This is a genomic window from Paraburkholderia sp. NMBU_R16 (assembly GCF_013282575.1).
In the GTDB taxonomy this organism is placed as follows: domain Bacteria; phylum Pseudomonadota; class Gammaproteobacteria; order Burkholderiales; family Burkholderiaceae; genus Trinickia.
This window is the reverse complement of the sequence record NZ_JAAAYE010000014.1, coordinates 34,644-56,283: the sequence shown is the minus strand read 5'-3', so window position 1 is coordinate 56,283 and position 21,640 is coordinate 34,644. Positions and strand designations below refer to the sequence as shown.

Annotated in this window: 16 protein-coding genes; 1 reads left to right on the top strand and 15 read right to left on the bottom strand. The window is 61.0% G+C overall.

The features are described from left to right. Window positions 1-8: 8 nt before the first annotated feature. Window positions 9-803: an AraC family transcriptional regulator gene (locus GWC77_RS09475; protein WP_173256656.1), complete on the top strand. Its 795-nt coding sequence runs from the start codon at window positions 9-11 to the stop codon at window positions 801-803. A 23-nt stretch (window positions 804-826) separates the two neighbouring features. Here the strand turns inward: GWC77_RS09475 and GWC77_RS09470 are convergent, their stop codons facing one another. The 15 genes from GWC77_RS09470 to trpA all read right to left on the bottom strand — a co-directional run bounded on the left by GWC77_RS09470 (window position 827) and on the right by trpA (window position 21,614). Next, entirely contained in the window at window positions 827-2,017 is a 1,191-nt protein-coding gene (locus GWC77_RS09470) for an O-succinylhomoserine sulfhydrylase (protein WP_173256655.1), read from the bottom strand. 98 nt (window positions 2,018-2,115) lie between these two features. Then, window positions 2,116-3,081 (bottom strand): hypothetical protein, encoded by a 966-nt coding sequence (locus GWC77_RS09465; protein WP_173256654.1) that lies wholly within the window; start codon window positions 3,079-3,081, stop codon window positions 2,116-2,118. After that, entirely contained in the window at window positions 3,078-4,148 is a 1,071-nt protein-coding gene (locus GWC77_RS09460; protein ID WP_173256653.1) for a hypothetical protein, read from the bottom strand. Before GWC77_RS09460 ends, GWC77_RS09465 begins: the two co-directional genes overlap by 4 nt. Continuing rightward, entirely contained in the window at window positions 4,145-4,993 is an 849-nt protein-coding gene (locus GWC77_RS09455) for a hypothetical protein (protein ID WP_173256652.1), read from the bottom strand. Before GWC77_RS09455 ends, GWC77_RS09460 begins: the two co-directional genes overlap by 4 nt. A gap of 15 nt (window positions 4,994-5,008) precedes the next feature. Next, on the bottom strand, window positions 5,009-10,303 hold the full coding sequence (locus GWC77_RS09450) for an autotransporter outer membrane beta-barrel domain-containing protein (RefSeq protein WP_173256651.1): 5,295 nt from the start codon (window positions 10,301-10,303) through the stop codon (window positions 5,009-5,011). A gap of 40 nt (window positions 10,304-10,343) precedes the next feature. Beyond that, entirely contained in the window at window positions 10,344-11,027 is a 684-nt protein-coding gene (locus GWC77_RS09445) for a hypothetical protein (RefSeq protein ID WP_173256650.1), read from the bottom strand. 31 nt (window positions 11,028-11,058) lie between these two features. Further along, entirely contained in the window at window positions 11,059-12,684 is a 1,626-nt protein-coding gene (locus GWC77_RS09440; RefSeq protein WP_173256649.1) for a hypothetical protein, read from the bottom strand. Window positions 12,685-12,719: 35 nt separating this feature from the next. Further along, window positions 12,720-13,478: a hypothetical protein gene (locus GWC77_RS09435; RefSeq protein ID WP_173256648.1), complete on the bottom strand. Its 759-nt coding sequence runs from the start codon at window positions 13,476-13,478 to the stop codon at window positions 12,720-12,722. A 72-nt stretch (window positions 13,479-13,550) separates the two neighbouring features. After that, window positions 13,551-15,212, bottom strand: coding sequence for a hypothetical protein (locus GWC77_RS09430; protein ID WP_173256647.1), 1,662 nt, complete (start codon window positions 15,210-15,212; stop codon window positions 13,551-13,553). Between the two features lie 314 nt (window positions 15,213-15,526). Beyond that, window positions 15,527-17,074: an amidophosphoribosyltransferase gene (gene purF, locus GWC77_RS09425; protein ID WP_173256646.1), complete on the bottom strand. Its 1,548-nt coding sequence runs from the start codon at window positions 17,072-17,074 to the stop codon at window positions 15,527-15,529. A 24-nt stretch (window positions 17,075-17,098) separates the two neighbouring features. Next, window positions 17,099-17,593, bottom strand: coding sequence for a CvpA family protein (locus tag GWC77_RS09420; protein WP_173256645.1), 495 nt, complete (start codon window positions 17,591-17,593; stop codon window positions 17,099-17,101). Window positions 17,594-17,603: 10 nt separating this feature from the next. Next, complete coding sequence (locus GWC77_RS09415) at window positions 17,604-18,455, bottom strand: SPOR domain-containing protein (protein ID WP_173256644.1); 852 nt, start codon at window positions 18,453-18,455, stop codon at window positions 17,604-17,606. A gap of 35 nt (window positions 18,456-18,490) precedes the next feature. Next, window positions 18,491-19,801, bottom strand: coding sequence for a bifunctional tetrahydrofolate synthase/dihydrofolate synthase (gene folC / locus GWC77_RS09410; RefSeq protein WP_173256643.1), 1,311 nt, complete (start codon window positions 19,799-19,801; stop codon window positions 18,491-18,493). Then, window positions 19,798-20,670: an acetyl-CoA carboxylase, carboxyltransferase subunit beta gene (gene accD, locus GWC77_RS09405; protein ID WP_173256642.1), complete on the bottom strand. Its 873-nt coding sequence runs from the start codon at window positions 20,668-20,670 to the stop codon at window positions 19,798-19,800. The genes folC and accD overlap by 4 nt, the downstream gene beginning before the upstream one ends. Before the next feature lie 143 nt (window positions 20,671-20,813). Further along, a complete protein-coding gene (trpA, locus tag GWC77_RS09400) occupies window positions 20,814-21,614 on the bottom strand; it encodes a tryptophan synthase subunit alpha (RefSeq protein WP_173256641.1) in 801 nt (266 codons plus the stop codon). Window positions 21,615-21,640 lie beyond the last annotated feature (26 nt).

Genomic DNA, 21,640 nt, shown 5'->3' with positions numbered 1-21,640 from the left:
GGGCCGATATGAGCACACCTGTCCTTTCCTCACCGGGCGTTTCGCTGCGGCGCTTCGAGCAATCCCGCGCCTGTGACGAGCATGCGTTCCATCAGGTCGTCATCGGCTCGGAGGGTGCGATGGAGATGACGGTCGATGGCATCGGCGAGCGCATCGACCGCGGCCGCGCCTGGCTCGTGCCAGCAGGCGCGTTACACGAATACGCCGGCATCGGCGAGAACCGGCAACTCGTGGTCGATCTACCGCCTGCCTCGCTCGCCATTCCCGAGCGGCTCTTTGCGCGAGCGCTGGTATTGACGCTCGACGAGTCCATGACGGCGCTCGTTGCCGATATCGTGCGAGTGCGTGCGCAGATGGGGCTAACGGGCGCGGCAGGCGCCGACCGAACTTGGCCCGCGCGTCGATTCGGATGGGAGGCCGCCACACGCCTCGCCTCGGCACTCGCCGCGCTGGGTGGCCTGACGGAAGCCGCGCCGGCCGCGAGGCTCGATTTCGCACGCATCGACGGTTGGCTGCGCGCACGTTTGTCGGAGCCGCTGCGCGTGGCCGATCTCGCGGCGTATTGCGGCTTCGGCATGCGTCGTTTTCATCAGCTTTTCGACGAGGCCTTCGGCACGACGCCGCATCGCTATTTGCAGCGATTGCGGCTCGACACGTCGCTCGCACTATTGCGCGATCCGCGCAACTCGCTGGCCGAGGTGGCGCTTGGCGTCGGCTTTGGCGATCAAAGCGCGTTCACGCATGCCTTCACGCGCCGCTTCGGCATCGCGCCCGGGCAATGGCGAGCCTCGCCCGGACACTAGGGTCTGTTTACCTATGGAACGGCTCACTCATCGAGACCGTGTGAGAGATCCGCGCAGATATCGCCCGCATCTTCGAGTCCGACGGCCACGCGCAGCAGCGCTTCGGTGATCCCTGCGGCCGCCCGCGCTTCGGGCGTGATGCGGCTATGCGTCGTCGTGGCCGGATGGGTGATCGTCGTGCGCGTATCGCCGAGGTTGGCCGTGATCGAACACAATCGCGTACCGTCTATGACGCGCCACGCATTCGCACGCTGAGCCTCGGGTGTGTCGCCGATGACTTCGAACGCAAGCACCGATCCACCCGAGCGCTGCTGTCGTTGCGCGATCGCATACTGAGGGTGCGATTCGAGCCCCGGGTAGTAGACGCGCTTGACGCGCGGATGCGCCTCGAGCCAGCGCGCGAGCGTCAGCGCACTGGCCGAATGGCGCTCGGCCCGCAGGCACAACGTCTCGAGGCCCTTGAGCAAAATCCAGGCGTTGAAGGCCGACAGCGTCGGGCCCGCCGTGCGCACGAACGGGAATACCTTCTCCATGATGAACTGGCGCGTACCGACGAGCGCTCCGCCGAGCACGCGTCCTTGCCCGTCGATGAGCTTCGTGGCCGAGTGCATGACGACATCGGCTCCCAGCTTCAACGGCTGCTGAACGGCTGGGCTGCAAAAGGAATTGTCGACGACGAACAGTGCACCGGCTGCCTTCGAAATCTGGCCGATGGCCTCGATATCGCACAACTCCGTCAGCGGATTCGAAGGTGTTTCGACGAAGAACAGCTTCGTTTCAGGACGAACGGCGGCGCGCCATGCATCGAGATCGTTCGGATCCACGTAGGTCGTTGCGATGCCGAAACGGCCGAAGATCTGCGTGAACAGACCGAGCGTCGAGCCGAACAACGCACGTGAGCTGACGATGTGGTCGCCGGCTTGCAGCGCCGCCATCACCACCGAAAGAATCGCACTCATTCCCGAGGCCGTCGCAATGCAGGCCTCGCCGCCTTCGAGCGCGGCAAGACGGTCCTGGAACATCGTGACGGTCGGGTTCGTGAACCGCGAGTACGTGTAGTAGTCCTCGGAATGCTTGAAGCGCTCGGCCGCTTCGGCCGCGCTCTTGAAGCAAAAGCTCGACGTCAGGAAAAGCGCTTCAGAGTGTTCGTTGTATTCGGTGCGAACCGTGCCGGCGCGCACGGCGAGCGTATCCAGATTCAAAGGGTCGTTCATGGTCGCAATGGCTGGGAGGGAGTCGGCGAATAGGGGATGATACCTCCTCGCACCACGGCAGGCCATGCGGGGCGCCATGACGGTGCCCCGCGGCCATCCTAGTTGTCCGAATCTTCGCTTGTAGCCGGTACGGCATCCGGGTTGCCGATATGGAACTGCGTGAAAACATCATCAGGGTCGGTCGTGATGGCCTGGACGCAGTAATCGCTTCCTTGTAAAACAACTTTGTAATACATGCCCGACTGTTGGTGAAAGAGCCTTACGACACTTCCATACCCGCGATCTCCGCTGACGACGTCGACACGCACCAACGCATTCGGATCGTCACTCGATTCCACGTTCGCACACATCACTTTATTGAAGACAAAAACGGGCATATGTGCGCTGTACGATCCATCGAACGCACCTATGAACTGACCGTTGCTTGCCTTCAACGCAACATTTCCGCCACCGGCATCGATGACTTGAAATACGCTGTCTGTCGGATCGGCAACGGTGTCGGCGGCGATGACATTGCCCAACCCGAAGTTCGATGCGTAACCATGCAGTCCCAGTTGGAGCGGAACTGACTGCAGCGTGATCGAAGTCGGCATCGACGTGTCGACGAGTTCGAAATCGATGACCTCCCCGTCGCCGCCTTGCCCGTCTGCGTAGAGATCATAGGCGTCCTGAGCGCCATTTGCGATTCCGTACACATATTCATCGTTGGATTGCCGAAATCTGACTGTCGAGTCATCGACCGTCGTCATCCGAAAGATCGTCGCGTCGAGCCCAGTCGCATAAAGAACGTTGCCCTCCACCTTCACGTAACATCCCTTGTCGTCGCGTATCTTTACTGCATGAACTTGTGGCGCTACCTGCCGTACGATCTCCAGTGTGAAGTTGGCTCGCGCGTCGGTCGGACTCGTTGCGTCAGCAACAATCTTGCCTGGCGCAAACAGATCTTGTGAGTAGGACCAGTAGTACGGCGTTCCGTTCAGGCGGATCGTGAAGGTACGCGATGTCGGTGCGGACGCGGGCCTTGGTGCGGTTTCCGACAGGAATTGTGTTCGATCGTCGTTCATCCTTGCCCCGTAATTTTGATCCATCTCCCGTCGGCCGCCGTATAGTCGGGCGTCTCATAGGCGACGGCCACGAGGGCCTCCGATGCCGCAGGCATCGCATCCGCAGTAACCGTAAATGAAAAGTTACCATCGGTGCATTGCGTCGTCGACGGACCTCTCAGCGCGTTTCGATAGTTCACATTGCAAACGGCCGATGCCACCGGCCCGTTCAACCCGATTAACGTGCCCGATACATTGGCGCTTTCGCCCGCCTCCATCGAAGCGGGACACTTCGTGATGCACAGCTTATATGGCGGCACAGGTTGAAGCTGAACCTGGAAAAGCGCTGCCTGATCGTCGGGATTCGTGCCGTTCGCCAGGAGATTGAAGCCATCCCAACCGTCATTTCCGGCCCAGTATGCACAGACGTAACGGCCGTTCGCCTCGAGCGTGATAACGGCGTTCTGACCTTTTACGACCCCGACTGTAAAAACGGTTCCGGGCCCCTCCATGCCGAGGAAAGAGTTCCCAGGGCCAACGTTCACGTAGCGGTTGCGCGCGTCCCGGATCTTGATCGCGTCTTTTCCGGCCGGCTCGAAATAAAACCCGGAGGCGGAATAACGGCTCGGGGCATATGCGCCGATGATCGTCGGCAAGTAACTGAACTCGCTCGTCCAATAATAGGCTTGCCCAAACACTTCCAAAATGCCGCCCGACGGCAGAGTTCCGATGGCCGGCACGAACGAAAAGTGCTTTGTATCGAACACGTTCGTATTCGCGGTCAGAGACGCCTTCACGGTACCAGGCCCGTCCTGCGCACTCTTGAAGTACTGCCACGAGGTCCAGCCTGTCGTTTCATTGCTTTTTCCATGGGCTTGCTTCGTGCCAGTGCCCACGAACTCGGCATTGCTTTGTCCCTTGCCCCCATCTTCGATTGCGAACGTCACGTCCTGCGGCGGCGGAATATACGTCTCGCTTCCGACAACCGTATAGACTTGCGCCCTGATCCAGATGAGGCTCGTATCGTCGGCAGGTTGAGGATCGTTTCGGATATCGAGCTTGATTTGCAAATCACGGTCGTCGTTCACACATCCTCCGATTCATGCATGACTGCTTCGTTGACAGGCAGTGCGACGAATGACACATAGACGAGCGCCTTGTCAGGAAAAACATCGTTGGGTACGGAAACCTCGATCGTCGAAACCCCCGGCGACGCGCTATAAATATTCGCCGTCGCAAGGCCGACATCCTGCGCCGCTTGGGTTATTGCGGGAGTGGCGGTTTGCGCTCCTTTATCGAAGACCGCGTCGCCGCTGGTCACTTTCATCTGCAGCTTCTGGATGTCATTTGCATTAGGCAAGGAAGTGTCCACGAACACACTGACCACGCACGGGGTAACGCCATCGCTCGGTGCGCCTCGCGTATAGCCGAAGGTCTGGAAGAATTTCCATGACGCGTCGTGCATCGTCGGATAAAAGAACGCCGGGCATTGCACAGGTCCCGCGACGGCCAGCGCCGCAAGCACCTCGGCGCCGACTACGTCCGCGGGCTGAATATAGGGTGCGGCGACGACCGATACCGCACGGTCGCCGGAACCGGCTGCGAGCTGAACCTGAGCCTGCGCCGTACCCCGCGCCGAGAGCTGCAGCGATTTCATGTCGGCCGAACCGGGATCGGGGTCGACGAACGTGGCACCGTCGGTCACGGTAACGAGCACGGGCATGCCCGGAGGGCCATACACGCTGACGATGTTGGCCGGAAGCCAGGTGGCCATCGAGTTATCGGCTCGGGGGCTGCCGTACGTCACGATCATCGACAACACGCTGCCTGCGCTGCCCTCGTCGATTACACTCAATGTCCCGGCGTCATCCGTTTGCAGCCCTGCCCCAATCTTCACCGCACCCAAGTCGTTCTTTGTGGCAATTGGCAACATCGATGATCTCCTCGCTTAAAACGAATAACGCACGCCCAGCGTTGCGCCGATATCGCTGAATCCACGCCCGAGCCGCTGTCTTCCCGAAAATTCGCCGTAGATCGACAGTGCCGGCGTGAGCATGCCCGTTGCACCGATGCCGAGTTCCATCGCGCTGCCCGGCTTGCCGAGGTCGAACGATTGGCCCGACAACGTGGCCTTCGGCGAATTCATCCAGGTATGCAATAGGTCGATGCGCATATACGGTCGCCACGACAGCGTTCCTGGAACACCCATGGAAAAGCGCACGCCGAGCCGCCCGGTCAAGGCGAAGAGATCGCTCGTCGAGTCGACGACATCGTCTTTGTCCTTTCCGCTGTCGAACTGAATGGCTTGAGCGAGCCACTGCACGTGCGGCTCCATCTCGATGCCATAGGGCAAACCGAACGTGCGCCCGGTCTCCACCGACGCGTCGTATCCGTTCGCCGAAATGCGGCCCACCTCGCCTCGCTGCTCCGAGTTCACCGTACCGACGTACCGCCCAACGGACAGGACACCGTCGACATACCACCCATCGTGGCGCTGCCATGTGCCCGTCAGCGCAAGCCCGTAGGTGTCGATGGAGGCGGTACTGGCGCTCGCCGCCGCGGCCTGCGGCGTCACCGACGTGTGGCCCAGCGTGAAAGCAACCCCGAGACGCATATCGTGGTCCGGGCTCGAGCGGTGCAACCAATCACCGCCGAATTGCAGTGCGGTAATGGTTTGATTGAAGTTGAATCCGTAGCTTTGATACGGTAGGTCGCTGTGATAAGCGCCGCGCGAATCGATCGTTCGCGCAAAGACTTCGCCCTCAGCGCTGCTGGGATCGGACACGCTATGACGAATATCGCCGAGGCGGCGATACAAGTTGTCGACGACCGTTTCCTCGTAGTGCTGGAGCGCGAGCGGCGCGGTCAGATAAGTACTGCCTTGAGGAACGAGCGCGAGCCGCCCCGTCGTGGGCGTCGGATCGTCATATGCAGCCTCGAGCCGATAGTCCCACTGCTGGGCCTGGCCTGCGGGCAAGGCACTTTGCGTGTAATCAGGCAGACCCTCTCCGCTTGGACCGTACGAGAAAAGACGATACTGAAACGGGCTGCCCGGCACGGCGACATAGTCACCCGCCAGCTTGAACGAATTCGCACCGGCGGACCCGCCGACCTGCACGAGCGAGATGCCTTGCGTCGACGTGGGCTCTCCGGTGGACGCCGGTGCCACGATGGCGCTGCTTCCGGAGACCGATACGCTGAGCGTGGTCTGCCCGCTTGCGCTGCCCGAGATCAGCAAACGGTCCGTATTGGGATTCGCAGCCGTCCCGATGTTGCTCAGATCGGTCCGCATCTTCACCGTACCGCCGCCGATGTAATTGCCGTTGACCGTAATGGCGTGATAACCCGGCACACTCGTCTGCGCTGCCTTCATTGCCGCGCTGCTGACGCCTTGTGCCGTAGCGGCTGCATCCGCAAAGACAATCGTGCCTTGGTTGTCGAGCCCCGTCAGCGCGGCATCCGCGGTCGCGTTCCATGTACTCGTGGCATCGGTCGACAAGCTCGCCGTTGCGCCATTGACCACGCTCGGCGTGCCCGTATAGATGCTGCCTCCTGCGAGATGAAGCGCGAGCTGGCTGCCCGCCCCCTGCGCCTGCAAGAGGCCGGTCAGTTCGACGGATGTCGCGTTCAATGTGCCCGTTCCGCTGGTCACGCGATACAGCGCGCTGCCCGCGCCCGCCGTCACCGTCGTCCCGCTCGACAGATTGAACGTGCTCGTTCCGTTGGCCACGACGGCGTCGGTCGCGCTCGAAATTGCGCCACCGGTGACGTTGACCGTCGTACCCCCGGCTTGCGTGATCGCGTTCGAGCCCGCCATCTTCGTCGCATCGACGACGGCCGGCCCCAAGTCGAGCGCGCCTTGCTGCACATCCGCGTGGCCCAAGAAGCTTTCGCCCGTCAAAACCAGTGTGCCTGCGCCGGTTTTCGTCAGCGTCCTGTCCTCACCCGCGACACTGCCGAACGTGGCAGTCGTCGCTGCCGCGCCGGGTGCATCGACGCGAACCTGGCCGTCTTGCCGCAATTGGAGTTGACGTTGCGACGTAAAGTCGCCGGCGATTTCCAGGTTGCCGCCGTCGAGTATCACCTCGCGCTCGCATGCAGCGCTCACGGAGCAGTTCGTCTCGCCGAGATTGCTGTCTTGCGAGACCTTCAGCGTGCCGCCGGCGATACGCGTATAACCGACGTAATGGTTATCGCCCGCGAGCGTGACGGTATTCGAGCCAGATTTGACGACGAACACACCCTGCTGGTTCACGTTCGAGCCGTCCCCGCCGATCTGTGCCGCTTCGCTTTGATCGGCACCGTTGCGGCCCAGCGTGATCTTGTCGTTGCCGGCGAGAATGCCGCCGCGCGCTGCGTTCGCGCCATCGGTGACATGCAATTGGGCCCATTGCGTCGCTGTCGCACCGGTCGGATCGAACGAGCTGTCCGATAGATCGAGCCAGCCACCGTTCAACTCGACCGTGTAATTGAACTGCGCCGGATTGCTGATGTTCCGGATTTCGAGCACGCCGTCTTGCACGACGGTTTTGCCGGTGTTCGCAAAGGCGGCGGTGCCGGAAAGCGTCTGTACACCGGTGCCGTTCTTGACGATATCGCCGGTACCCGAGATCGTGCCTGCATAGGCGTAGTTGCCCGATCCCGCCATCGCCAAATTCGCCGGTGCACTCGGACTGCCCAACGTGACCGTTGCATTCGCGGCGCCGTCCTCGGTGGCGATGCCGCCCAACGTGAAACCGCCGCCGCTGACGTCGAGCGTGCCGCCCGTCGATGTGAAATGGAAGAGGCTCGACGCCACGTGGTTGCCGCCGGCACCGCCGACCTTGAGCGTGCCCCCCGCAATCTGCGTTTCGCCCGTGTAGTCGAAGACATTCGAACCGGAGAATGTTTGAGTGCCGCCTTGGACGGTCACGCCGCCATCGCCCGAGATCGTGCCCGAAAACGTGTTGGTGCCGGCGCCCGCCAGTACGAGAGTCGACAGGGGGCCACCGTTCGTCCCTAGGTTGACGGAGCCGCCGCCCGAAATGGCGCCGAGCTGGAATTCGCCGCCATTGTCGTGAATGTCGAGCGTCCCGCTGTTCTGTCCGGGGGCGCCGATCTGAAACACTTTCCAGTTGCCGGCCGCATCTTTGCCGGTCGCGGCGTTTTGCACGGCAAGCGTGCCGTTTTGGATCGTCGTCGCGCCCGTGTAGTCGAATACATGGGCACCCGACAGAACCTGGGTCCCCGTGCCCGCCATCGTCAATCCACCCGAGCCCTGGATCGCGCCCCGGAACGGTGCCGCGGTTCCCGTTCCGTTGAGAACGAGCGTGTTGCCGCCCAGATTGACGGTGCCGTTGAGCGCACCCGTGCCGTTCGACGCCAGCAGGCCGGCCGTCAAGGCGGAGCTTCTCCCACTCAGATCGAGCACACCGCCACCGTCCGCGCCCGCCCCCTGATCGAGCACGATCGTCGAACCGGACGCATCAGAGTTGCCTTGGAACGCTAACGTGCCACCCTGCGCACCCCAGAGTGCCGCGCCACCCGTGCGAGCGGTGTTCGTGAACGTGACCTTGCCACCGGCCTCCGCCTTTGCGCCGAACGATCCCGATGAGAGCGTCGCCGCGCCGAGGTTCTCGCCGCCGAGTACGACCTCGGCGCCGTTGCGTGCATCGATCGCGGCCGCGCCCATGCCCGACAGAGAGAAGTTCGCGAGATCGAGACCTAGTGACGCGAAGGAGAGCGAGAACGGGCTCGTCGTATGGTTCAGGTTTTCGCCATCGGCCGCGAAGCCGTTGGCGTTCTCGCCCGTTGTCGAAATCTTCGTGCTCGGATCGAACGCGACGGAAAGCCCCGACGTATTCGCATTCTGAGGGTTGTAAACCACACCGTCCGCACCCGCCCCGCTCGTTCGAATGCTAACGCCTGTTCCTTGCCCCGCGAACAAGTGAGCATTGAGTCTCCCCTGACTTAGATAGATTCCATAGGCCTGCGTACCGGTCGTGATGACGTTCGTATTCGAAACATCGATGGCCCCGTCGAGCAGATTGATGCCTGCTGCGTATTTATAGCTGCCGAATGCCGTGCTCGATGGATCGGCGTCGCCGTTTGTTTGCACCGTGTTCATCGTCGCACCGCCAAGCGTGAACGACATCGGATTGGGCGAGTTGCGCTCAGACTGAATGCCCGCTGTTCCCTTACCCTCCGCGTTGATGGTGAGCGCTGTGGCATTCAGCGTACCGCCGATACCCGTCACTGCCGCACCGTCGAAATTTTGCGAATTGATCGCCACGTGATCGAGCGTGAGGCTGCCCTTTTGCATATTGATGCCGTAACCGTTGCCGTAAAAGCCGTTGGCTCCGGTATCCAGCATATTGATCGTCAGGTTCTTGACGAGTCCTGTCGCTGTCCCCACGCCGGAATAGTCGATCCCGGTTTCGTAAGCGTATGTCCCGCTCGCACTCCAGCCGGAAACATTGACCGCACTCCTCGTCTGATCGCCGCCATCCAACGAGAACCGATCGACGTTGCCCACCGATATGCCACTGTGATTCGCGGTGACGTTGATGGTCGAAGTGGATACGAAACTGCCCGCGTTCACCAGCTTGATCCCGTCATTGGGCGAAATGGTCCCGCCGATCGTCAACGAGCCCGTCGGATCGTTGCCGTTCCATGCCCCGCCCTTCTCCACGTAGATGCCTAGAAGCGTTGCATCGATTGCCACCTTCGTGCCCCCCGTCAGCGTGGCAGACGCCGAGTAGGGCCCAGTCAATGGGGCGACACTATTCCCGGAGATGAAAATACCGGTTCCCGCGCGCGTTAGCAGGTTGATCTGTAAATCCGCGCCGTTCAGCAATAACGATGCCGTCGAACCGGCACTCGAGCCGCCAACGGATATCCCGGTCTCTGTGCCGCTCGTGGCAAGACCCACGATCTTTTGCGAGCCCTGCAACTCGATCGCCGTGCTCAGCGAATTCGAGTTGACATTGATGAACGTCGCAACGGCCGACGCACCATCGCCGGCGTTGGGTCCACGCTGATCCGTGTAAATGTCGTCGCCGCTCGCGGTAATCGTCGTTCCCGTGTCGTCGTTCGAAAAAAGGTTCTGCGTCCGCGTGTCTGCGAAATAGACCGTCTGGCACACGCCTAGATTGCTCGTTACCGGATTGCCGACCCACATGTACCCGTTTGTGCATGCCGCTCGTGCCGGTGTGTACACCACGCCGGCTGAAATCAGCGATGCAAAGAGCGCGCTATATTTCAATCGCTGACGATGTGGGGTTTCGTTCCGCATTGCAGGTGTGCTACATGTCGAGAGAAAAATTCAGAAAGGTCCGATCAGCACTGGCCTGCAAGGCCAAAATATCCAACCGGTTCAGTTGCATGACCTCTTGATCGAGCGTGATCGACCATTCGTTGTGCCCATAAACGATTTCGCCGATCCGGGCGGGTTGACTCGCTCCGGACTGCCAAAGCACCGCGAGGCTGGCGCCTTCCGATGGACTGCCGCCGGGAACCGAGCGAATGACCGGATCGTCACTCGCCAATGTCCGCGACGCTGGGATCACCCAGGCCGCCACGACACCTTTGGCGTAGGCGCCAAAGAGGCTGCACGTGTGACGCGCCACGACGGGAGGCCGGTCGCCCGAGTCGATCAGCATGATTTGAACGGGTTCCGAACGCTTCCCGCCGAATTCGTAGTAAACGTCGTAGCACTGCCCTGGTGTCGGCAATCGAGCCTTTGTAAAGCAGACATCCTGTACGGCGCGCTTTGGATCGTTAACCGGAAAATTCTGGCTCTTATCGCCGAACCAAACGATGACTTCCCCCGTTTGACCGTATGGCACGAGAACGCTGACCACCACCGGGTCGCCCGGGTCGTTGACGATCTCGGGGTTAGGCGGATTGAGGCGCTGCAGATCGAGCACGCCATCGGTGGCTTGAAAAAGCCGGACCGATGGCAGGGCAGCGTTGGCTTCGATTTTCACCTGTTCCCCCATGACGTAATCGAACGGTTCGTCAAAACAGCTCGGCGGTGTATCCGTTCGGCAAAATGGTGTCGATGCCGATCAAAAGGTCCTGAGAGGAATAGGCGATGCGTTTTATTTCCACGTGGGTGCCGCGCACCACGTCGTAATTCACGCGCATCGTCCCGACGTCGCCCGTCGACTGCGCCTGCCCCAAGCCCCAGAACGGCTGCGGCAGGAACGGCCACTCGACGAACCCGTTCTCGATGTCGAACCGCGTGACATACCAATCGAATGGGCCACCGAGGGATATACCCAGCGGTTCATCCGAACCGCGCCGGTAAGCGTTCAAGTAGATGTGAAGACGAATTTCATCGCCGACTTCGATTTGTGCCTGATCGAGTGGCACACGAATATGCAGTTCCCGCGACAGCAGCGCGGCGTTGATGGGCCAACCGTCCGGGCTCTCGCGAAGCTGCGGCGCGTTCAGCGTTCGATTCCCTTCGTCATCGAGGGATGCGGGCGGAGGCGTACCGGCTGCGTTGAAGTCCCAACTGCTCGAAACGCGTATGACCAGGCTGTAGACGACATAGATCATCGAATTTCGCGTCGCGTCGTCGAACGGGGCCGTCTGCGAGCGCAGCACGGACTTCTGGAATGGCATCGTAATCTCGGCGCCGTTCCCGATGTCCGATTGCCGGAGCCTTTTCGTGCTTTGAAACCTGCCGTTGCACAGCAGGAAGAGCCATTGATCCGCGCCGATGTCCACGTATTGAGGGATGTCCGCCAACTCGTAGGAGAGCCCGCTCAGTTCAACCGGGTCGTCGGTCTGAGGCGACTCGAGGGTCGACCATTGAGCATTCGGATCGACGATCAGGTAAGGTCCCAATCCGCCTGCGTTGGTCCCGATCTGATACATCAACGCGCCGATACTCGAGGTCTTGCCCTTCGGACACAGATAGAGCTCCGCCACCCCGTTATCGTCGGTATAGAGGTAGACGGAGTCGTCGTCATGAGCCGCATCGTCGTTCAGCGCGCGGGCTCCGCTGTAACGGTCGTACAAGAGAATCTGCTTGCCTTTGATCAACTCCGGAGTGGACATGCTCGAGGCCACCCGCACGAAGATCTTAGGCAGGCCCACCTGGCTTTCGGGATCGGTGACTTGAAACCGATAGTAGAGATAGTTGTTACCCGGGTTATCGGGCGACTGATCCTCCTCGGCATAATTGAGCCAGAAGTCGGACGATTGATTCTCTTCGGGATAAGCCAGCCCGAATCCGTCGACGTAGCTCGGGCAGACGCAGGAAACAGGGTTGATCGTATAAGGGAGATCGGCGGATCGACGGTTGCTGTCGAGATAGGCGTAAGTCATGCCGTTCCCAAGATCCCGGCCTGCCACCCGAACAACCAGTTTTGCGTACCATTTTTCTCCGGCATCGGGCGCTCTCAATAGCGGCACACCGACCGCGAACTCCTCGTCCACGGGCACCCAGTTGTCGCCGATCGGCTGCAGCTGCTCGTATTCGCCAACGTGCGAAAAATATACGAGCGTACCGTCGACGATGTCGCCTTCCGCGTGATCGAGCGTTGCCGTCAATATCACGCGTTGATAGTTGTAAAAGCCGTATTCCCCGCCGATCTCCTGCGAAGGGCAATCCGTTGTCAGCGTCAGCGGCATGAATCTCTCGTCGAAATAATGGAAAACCTGCTCCGCTATAGCGCCAGTGCGACGAAGAAGCGCGCGTTACTCACCCCATCCAGTTCGATGGAAATGAGGTCCTCTTTATGAAGGTCGACATTCGTGTTGCCCACCGCGCTCACCGTCCATTCATTGCCGTCGCTCGATTGCACGACGGCAATCGACTCGCTTCCACCGTCGGGCGGAATTCGTTGAATCTTCAAGCGAACGTCGGTGGTGATCACCCCGGGCGGAGCGAATACGTTCAACGAACGCACGACTATGTCGCTATTCGTCGAGAGCGAATAGTCCGCGGGCACGACCCAGCTACCGATCACGCCGCAGACGTAGGTGCCGAAAAATGCCGTACCGACGGTGCTCACGGGCCCGCCACCGGCATACGGCGAATGGGTGACTGTCACTGGGATCGCCTCTGAGCTCGAGATGTTTCCTGTCCGACTCGCTACCGAATACGCAACGTGATAGCTGCCGGACGCCAACGCCGATAAGGGACGTACACGCACTTCGGCGACGTAAGCTGCGTCCTTGAATTGCGCCGGATTCGGCAGATATGCGAGCCTGACGATCGATCTGTCGTATTCATCTCTGAAGACGACCGTTACACGATCACCCCATCCGAGCTGCGCGTAGGCCGGTATCTCCACCTTTATCGCACCCCCGGCTGTGATGTCCGGCGACCCGAGATCGAGGATCCCGCCTTGGGCCTGCGGCAGGCCCGGCGGCGACAACAAGGTGTTCTGGCCCACGCCCGGACCGTTGAACGCAACTCTCATGATCCGCCCCGTCAATAGTGCAGCCGCCGACGTCGAAAGACCTCGATGGCAGGCCGCACCGCGATACGTTCGTCATACCCCGCCGGCACGGAGCGTATAGATCGTGTATTGAGGCGTTGCCTTCGAGTATTCGTTGCCCGCCTTGAATTGGAAAATAATGGTGGATTTCTCTCCATTAGGACCAACGCTCCATCCTCGCAGGCTAGGCGAGTTGATCGGCGTCTCCATAGAATCACTGTTGAGATTGTCCTGCGTTACAGGGAGACTGGTAACATTAAATATTACAGGCGTAAAATTACTAAAACGATCATATCCGGCGATCAGACCATAGATCGTCAATGTGTCATTCAAGTTGGGTTTGTATTGCGGCAACCATGATGCCCAGCTGATTTTCGCGGTAAAACCATTTTTTATATCTTGCGCATTGATGACATGGCCCGGCTTAAATTCCACAATGCTCAATGGAGGAAATTTCTGATCCCCAACCGGGAATGGCGAGACAGTTCCGGAATCATTTTCATCCCCAAAAGCAGCGAATGTGTATTCCGTCGACTTGACCGCCCCATTTTCTGGCCGAACGATCAAAATCAGCATTTTGTTATCGCCGCCCGTACTCGAATAGTTCAACAAGCTTGGGGGGATCTGAAAAAAGGGCTGGTTAGTCAGGATCGAAGTCTCGTCATTCGGCACGACTTTCTTTCCGGTTTCCGGCAGGACTCTTCCATTGATGCCAAGAAACAATGTGTCGTCGACGTGTATTTGCCCATTCGAAATGGTGGTACTTGGCACAATGACACCCATCGGCGGACCGGACGGGTCGATGTTGACCTGACCGCTCGCTATGTCGATCGCCGGGGGATCCACTTGCGCATCTTTCGGAACTTGTGCGAGGTCGACGATGATCAGCCCCGGAAGGACGATGCCCTCCGTTCCGACGTCCATGGTCAGCATCACGAGGTTCCAGCTCGTGAGCGGCGTATTCGCTGTAATGTAGAACTCGAGTACGCCCTGCGCGTCGCTATCGATCCATACCGACTGCTTGTCAGCAGTGGGGAGGATTTCGGTTTTACTCGCGTCGAAGAAGTGGAGACACGTCAGATCGGCTTGTGCGCTACCCGGGCTCAGGAAGATTCTCGCGGAAAACGGCTTCTGCACGGCAGCGCCTGTTTCGTCCATGACTTGGTAAGCGCTTACGTGGAGACCGTCATCGTTAGTCGCCTGGTTATTGTTTCCCGGCAGCAGGAATTCATACGCCCAAAGCGGATTGAGCGACACATCCTTGGTTACATATTGGACGTCGGGAGCATATTTCAGCGGGGTAGGAGGGGTCGCCCCACTCCCCGTGATATAGACATTCCAAGTCGCAATTTCGCCCCCTTTGCCTTGGATGACAATGTCGATTCCATAATCGGATTGACCGGAAGCCACTGGCTGAAGCAACTTACCCATTGAATCCGGATGGACCGCAGTGCCCGTCACGCTTATGCCATCGGGATTCTGCAACGGATTTTTCTCGTCATCCACGGCGATGCAGAATTGAACGTCGGTATAGCTATCGCCGGCGAGGTTATTCGTGTTGATACTGATCGGCACTTTCTGCCCTTCGTACACGATCGTATCGACGCGAGGTGTGGGGTCACCGAGAGGGTTGCCGCCTGGCGCATTCGACGTAGCGGCCCGGTGCTCGATCGTTGCGCTAGTCGACGCGTTAGATTCCATTTGTTGGTCTTCCATTTCTCGATCTCCGGAAAGGTCTGCCAGCAATCGTCTTGCTGGACTGAGCCTGCGCGGATCCCAGGCCCGGCGCCGATTTTCGACGGCATGGAACCACGATACATCCGGTTGAAGTGGATCTATCCCAACGGTTTTAATAGGATCGTTATTGACGGAGTCCGGTGACCGATGCGAGATTCGCGGCGCAATCGCCTAAGATCCGGTCGAACGAGAAATGCAGGGCCATACAAGAGAAAAGCCCGCTTCGGCGTTGGCCGAAGCGGGCTTCGTTGAAATCGTTGAGGAGAACGGCCCGGGTGTGTCCCCGATCCGACTCACTCCACCGATAACTGCAAGTGCAGCTGGGAACGTGTCACGGTGCTGTCGTTGACATCCCCGGCCGAGTCGCGGTCGGCTTGCGATGCCGGCGCCGTCCGTGCGCGTTCGATCACATCGAGATATTCGGTCGTGATATCGCCGGTGATGTAATCGCCATCGAAACACGATGCCTCGAAACGCGCAAGCGACGGATTGATATCGCGCACCGCCTGCTTCAACGCTTCGACATCCTGATAAACGAGGTGATCCGCGCCGATGATCTTCGCGACTTCGTCGTCCGTGCGGCCATGCGCGACGAGCTCACCGCGCGTCGGCATATCGATGCCGTAGACGTTCGGAAACTTCACCGGCGGTGCCGCGGAGGCGAAGATGACTTTGTTCGCGCCCGCATCGCGCGCCATCTGGACGATTTCATGCGAGGTCGTGCCGCGCACGATCGAATCGTCGACGATCAGCACATTTTTGCCCTTGAATTCGATCGTCATGGCGTTGAGCTTCTGGCGGACCGATTTCTTGCGCACCGCCTGACCGGGCATGATGAACGTGCGGCCGACATAGCGGTTCTTGAAAAAGCCCTCGCGATACTCGATGCCGAGCTTCGCGGCCACCTGCATCGCCGCAGGCCGCGACGAATCGGGAATCGGCATGACCACGTCGATCGGCACATCGGGCAACTCACGCTTGATCTTCTCGGCAAGGTAATCGCCCATGCGCAGCCGGACGTTGTAGACCGGCACGCCATCGAGCACCGAATCGGGCCGCGCGAGATAGACGTATTCGAAGATGCAGGGATTGAGGCTCGGCTTGTCCGAGCACTGTTGAGCGTGCAGCCGGCCTTCCTGATCGATGAAGATCGCTTCGCCGGGTGCAACGTCGCGCACGAATTCGAAGCCGATACCCTCGACGGCCACCGATTCCGAGGCCACCATCCACTCGACACCCTCATCCGTTTCGAGCTTGCCGAGGCAAAGCGGACGAATGCCGAACGGATCCCGGAAGGCAAGCAGGCCGTACCCCGCGATCAACGAAACGATGGCGTAGGAACCGCGTACGCGGCGATGCACGCCGGCAACGGCCTTGAAAACCGTCGCCGGATCGAGCTGAAGGCCCGACGTCGCAAGCTGCATCTCGTGCGCGAGCACGTTCAGCAAAACTTCGGTGTCCGAATTCGTGTTCACGTGGCGCCGATCGATACGAAACATCTCGTCTTTCAGCTGCTGCCAATTCGTGAGATTGCCGTTATGCGCGAGGATGATGCCGAAAGGCGCGTTCACGTAAAACGGCTGGGCCTCCTCTTCGCTCGATGCCGAGCCGGCCGTCGGATAGCGCACCTGCCCGATGCCCGAAGTGCCGGGCAGGCTGCGCATGTTGCGCGTGCGGAACACGTCGCGGACCATGCCGTTGGCTTTCGACATGTGGAACGTACTGCCGTTCGCCGTCGCGATGCCGGCTGCGTCCTGGCCGCGATGCTGCAAAAGCAGCAGACTGTCGTAGATCAGCTGGTTGACGGGAGAGTGAGAGACTACGCCTACGATGCCGCACATGGCAGGTCCTTCAAAGATACGAAATCAGATTCGCACGTACTGAGCAAGCGCCTCGGGAAGCAGCGGTTTCAGCTTGTGCACGCCTTCCACGGCATAGGGCCGCAGCAACGCGTTACGCCAGAATTCCTGTTTCGGCAGCTCGGTCAACCCCGCCAGCACGACGAGCACGAGAACGAGCACGATCCCGCGCACGATCCCGAACATCATCCCGAGCGAACGGTCCACGCCGTCCAGCCCGCTTGCCGCGACGAGACGCGAAATCAGCGCGCTCACGATGCCGGCGACGAGCACCACGCCCACCATGACCGCCGCGAACGCCAATAACCACTGCGTCAACGCGCCACCCGGCCAGTTAGCTGGAATATAGGGCACCAGGAGCCCAACATAGCGGCAGGCCACAAAAAAAGCCGCCACCCAGCCAATCAGCCCAAATACTTCCGCAAGCAGGCCGCGCCACGCGCCACGCAGCGCCGACAGACCGATCACGGCCAGCGCGGCATAATCGAACGCGGTCAGCATCGCCACGTCGTCACTGCGCCGAATTGGCCGTCAGCCCGGCTTGGCGCACCTTGGCGATGGCCGCGGATGCTGCTGCCCGATCGGCGAACGGCCCCGCGCGCAGCATGGAGCGCGTCGAGCCATCCGCTTGCTTGCGATGTTCGACATAGGCCGGTACGCCAGCCGCCTTGAGCTTGCTTTCCCACCGCTTCGCGTTCGCGTCGTCTGCAAATACGCCGAGCTGCACCGCAAAACGCGCACCCGGCGCGGCCGAACCGCTATTCGGCTCGTTCGCCGTCGCGTTGGTGGCATCGGTGGCCTCTTTGCCGGACGACGTCTTTGCGGCCGACCCAGCGGCTTTCGAGGAACCTTGACTACGGGCCGTTTGCGGCATCGCACCGGCCGATTTCACGGGGGGCTGGGCGGCTTTGTCCGATTTGTCCGATGCAGTGGATTTGTCCGAGCCGCCGGTTTCACCAGAGCGCGCCGCCGGCGAACTTGCCACTGCGGCAGACGCGCCGCTCTCGCCATCCGGTGCCACGTCCGCCGGGACGTCGTGTTTGCCAGCCGCATCGTCGTTTGCATGCGAGGGCACTGTAGCGGGACGGTTGGGAATATCGATGGCGATATCGTCAGTTACCGGCCTCGGGTGCGAATCGAGCACCATCGGCAGAACCACGACGGCCGCGATCACGAGCGCAATTGCGCCGACAAGCCGGCGCCGTGCACGCTGCTTTTCCGGAAGAGTGGGATCGAGCAGCATCGCGTCCGCATCGGCCGCGCGCTCGGTGCGACGGCGGCTGCCTTCGGTGCGCGCCGATCGGACATTGGCGCCGCGCCGACGCGGCGCGTCGTCTTTATTGCCGAACGAAAAAAGTCCCATGAATTGCTGAAATCCTGGCCCGCGCCCGAATCCGGTCAATGTTGCCGCGACTTGCGGTAGGCCATCACGCCCCCGACCGTGAAGAAACTGCCGAAAACCAAGATTCTATCATCGTCCGTCGCTCGGCTTACGGCATCTTCGAACGCCAGCGCCGGCGTCGCAAAGCGCTTGACGCTGCTGTCCGGCCCATCGGCGATGCCCAGGCCGCGCAGTTCGGCTTCGAGCGCTTCGGCCGACGCGGCGCGCGGTGTCGGCAGATCCGTCACGCACCAGTGGTCGACTTCACCTTTCAGATGCTTGACGACACCGGCGATATCCTTGTCGCGCATCGCTCCGAACACGGCGTAGGTGTAGCGGAAAAAGCCCATGCCGCCGAGGTTTTGCGCAAGCGCGGCAGCCGCGTGGGGGTTGTGCGCAACGTCGAGCACGATCGACGGCCGCCCGGGCAGCACCTGAAAGCGTCCCGGCAATTCGACGTTGGCCAATCCGAGGCGCACGTCCTGCGCCGAAACGGGCAGCCGCTCGCGCAGCGCCTCGAGCGCAGCCAGCGCCGCCGATGTGTTGATCAGCTGATTCGCGCCGCGCAACGCCGGATAGGCGAGCGCCGAGCGTCGCATCGTCGGTCCGACATAGCTCCATTGCTGGCGCTCGCTGCCGGCTTGCCCTTCGTAGCGGAAATCGCGCCCAAAGAGCCACAGCTCGGCGCCGATGGCGGCCGCGTGGTTGACGAGCGTCTGTGGAGGCGCCGGATCGGCGCAGATCGCCGGTCTACCGGCTCGGAAAATCCCGGCCTTCTCGAAGCCGATTTTCTCGCGCGTATCGCCGAGATAGTCGACATGATCGAGGTCGATGCTCGTCACCACGGCGCAATCGGCATCCACGATATTGACCGCATCGAGCCGCCCGCCGAGCCCGACTTCGAGAATCACCGCATCGAGCCCGCTCGCCGCGAAGCAATGCAGGATCGCGAGTGTCGTGAATTCGAAGTAGGTCAGCGAGACAGGCTCGGGCAGGCTCGTCCGTGCCGCCTCGACTGCTTCGAAATGCGGCAGCAGCACGGCATCGGCTGCGTTTTCCCCGTTGATGCGCGCGCGCTCGTTGAATTCGAGCAGGTGCGGCGACGTATGGCATCCGACCTTATAACCGGCGCGCAGCAGAATCGATTCGAGAATCGCGCAGGTCGAGCCCTTGCCGTTCGTGCCGCCAACCGTGATGACCGGGCACGTGAAGCTCAGGCCGAGCGCCTCCTTGACCTTGCCGATCCGGCCGAGCCCCATGTCGATGCCGACCGGATGCGCCGACTCGAGATGCGCGAGCCAGGCGTCGAGACTGGCGTAAGTCGTCACGCGACCGCATCCGCCGGCTGGCGCGTGAGCAAAGCGATCAGCCGCGCCAGTTCTTCGCGCAGCTTGCGCCGGTCGACAATCATGTCGATCGCACCTTTTTGCAGCAGGAATTCGGCTCGCTGGAACCCTTCCGGCAGTTTCTCGCGCACTGTCTGCTCGATCACGCGCGGGCCGGCAAAGCCGATCAGCGCCTTCGGCTCGGCGATGACCACATCCCCCAGGAACGCAAAACTGGCTGACACGCCGCCCATCGTCGGATCGGTCAGCACGGAAATGAACGGCAGCTTGGCCTCGGACAGCTTCGTCAGCATGGCCGTCGTCTTCGCCATTTGCATCAGCGACAGCAGGCTTTCCTGCATGCGGGCGCCGCCCGACGCCGTCACGCAGATGAACGGCACCTGCTGCTCGAGCGCATTTTGCGCGCCGCGCACGAAGCGCTCGCCGACGACCGAACCCATCGAGCCGCCCATGAACGCGAACTCGAAGCAGGAGACCACGACCGGCAGCGTATGAATGGCACCGCCCATGACCACCATCGCGTCGGTTTCGCCCGTCTCGTCCATCGCATCCTTGATGCGGTCCGGATACTTTCGGCTGTCCTTGAATTTGAGCGCGTCGACCGGCACGATCTCCTGACCGATTTCATAGCGGCCTTCGGCATCGAGCAGCGCATCGAGTCGCGCCCGCGCGCCGATACGCATGTGATGGCTGCACTTCGGGCAAACATGCAGATTCGCTTCCACGTCGTTGCGATACAACACCGCTTCGCACGAGGGGCATTTCACCCAGAGCCCTTCCGGAATGCCCTTGCGGCTTTTCGGGTCGGTCTGTTTGATCTTCGGTGGCAGCAGTTTGTCGAGCCAGCTCATACTCGTTCCTTTCAATGGTCTCCCGGCGCGGCCTGCCCCGTCTCGGGCAGGCCGGCGTCGGTCAACGTTCTTGGCATTCTTCGGGCACCGCTCATGCGTCGCGTGGACCGGAAATGATCCCGCCCCATTTGTGATTTTCGTGGCTACTGTCCGTCGAGGGCGCGACGCACCTCGGCGACGAACGCCGTCAGCGCGCTCGCGGCGGCCTCGGGCGGTGTTTCTTCGAGCAATTGCACGATACGGCTGCCGATCACGACGGCATCGGAAACCTCGGCCACCGCGCGGGCCGTACTGGCGTCACGGATGCCGAAACCCACGCCGACCGGCAGCCGCACACGCGACTTGATGGCCGGGATTTTACTCGCGATGCTGGAAACGTCCAGATTTGCCGCCCCTGTCACCCCTTTGAGGGAGACATAGTAGACGTAACCGCTCGCCACCTTGCCAACCGACGCAATGCGTTCGTCCGTCGAAGTCGGCGCGAGCAGGAAGATCGGATCGATGCCAGCCGAGCGCATGGCCGCGGCGAAATCGATCGATTCCTCGGGCGGATAGTCGACGACGAGCACCCCGTCGACACCGGCTTGTGTCGCGGCCGCCGCGAACGCCGCCGTACCCATGCGCTCGATCGGATTCGCATAGCCCATCAGCACCACGGGGGTCTCGGTGTCGCGCTCGCGAAAGCGCTTCACGTCATCCAACACATTGCGCAACGAGACGCCTCGCGCCAATGCGCGCTCCGACGAACGCTGAATCACGGGGCCATCGGCCATCGGATCCGAAAACGGCACGCCGAGCTCGATGACATCGGCACCGCCCGCCACCAACGCGTGCATGAATTCGACTGTCCGGGCGGGATCGGGGTCGCCCGCCGTCATGAACGGGATCAACCCCTTGCGGCCTTGCGCGGCAAGCGTCGCGAATGTTTTTTCAATACGGGACATGATGAGTTCTCTTGTAAGGGTTGCGC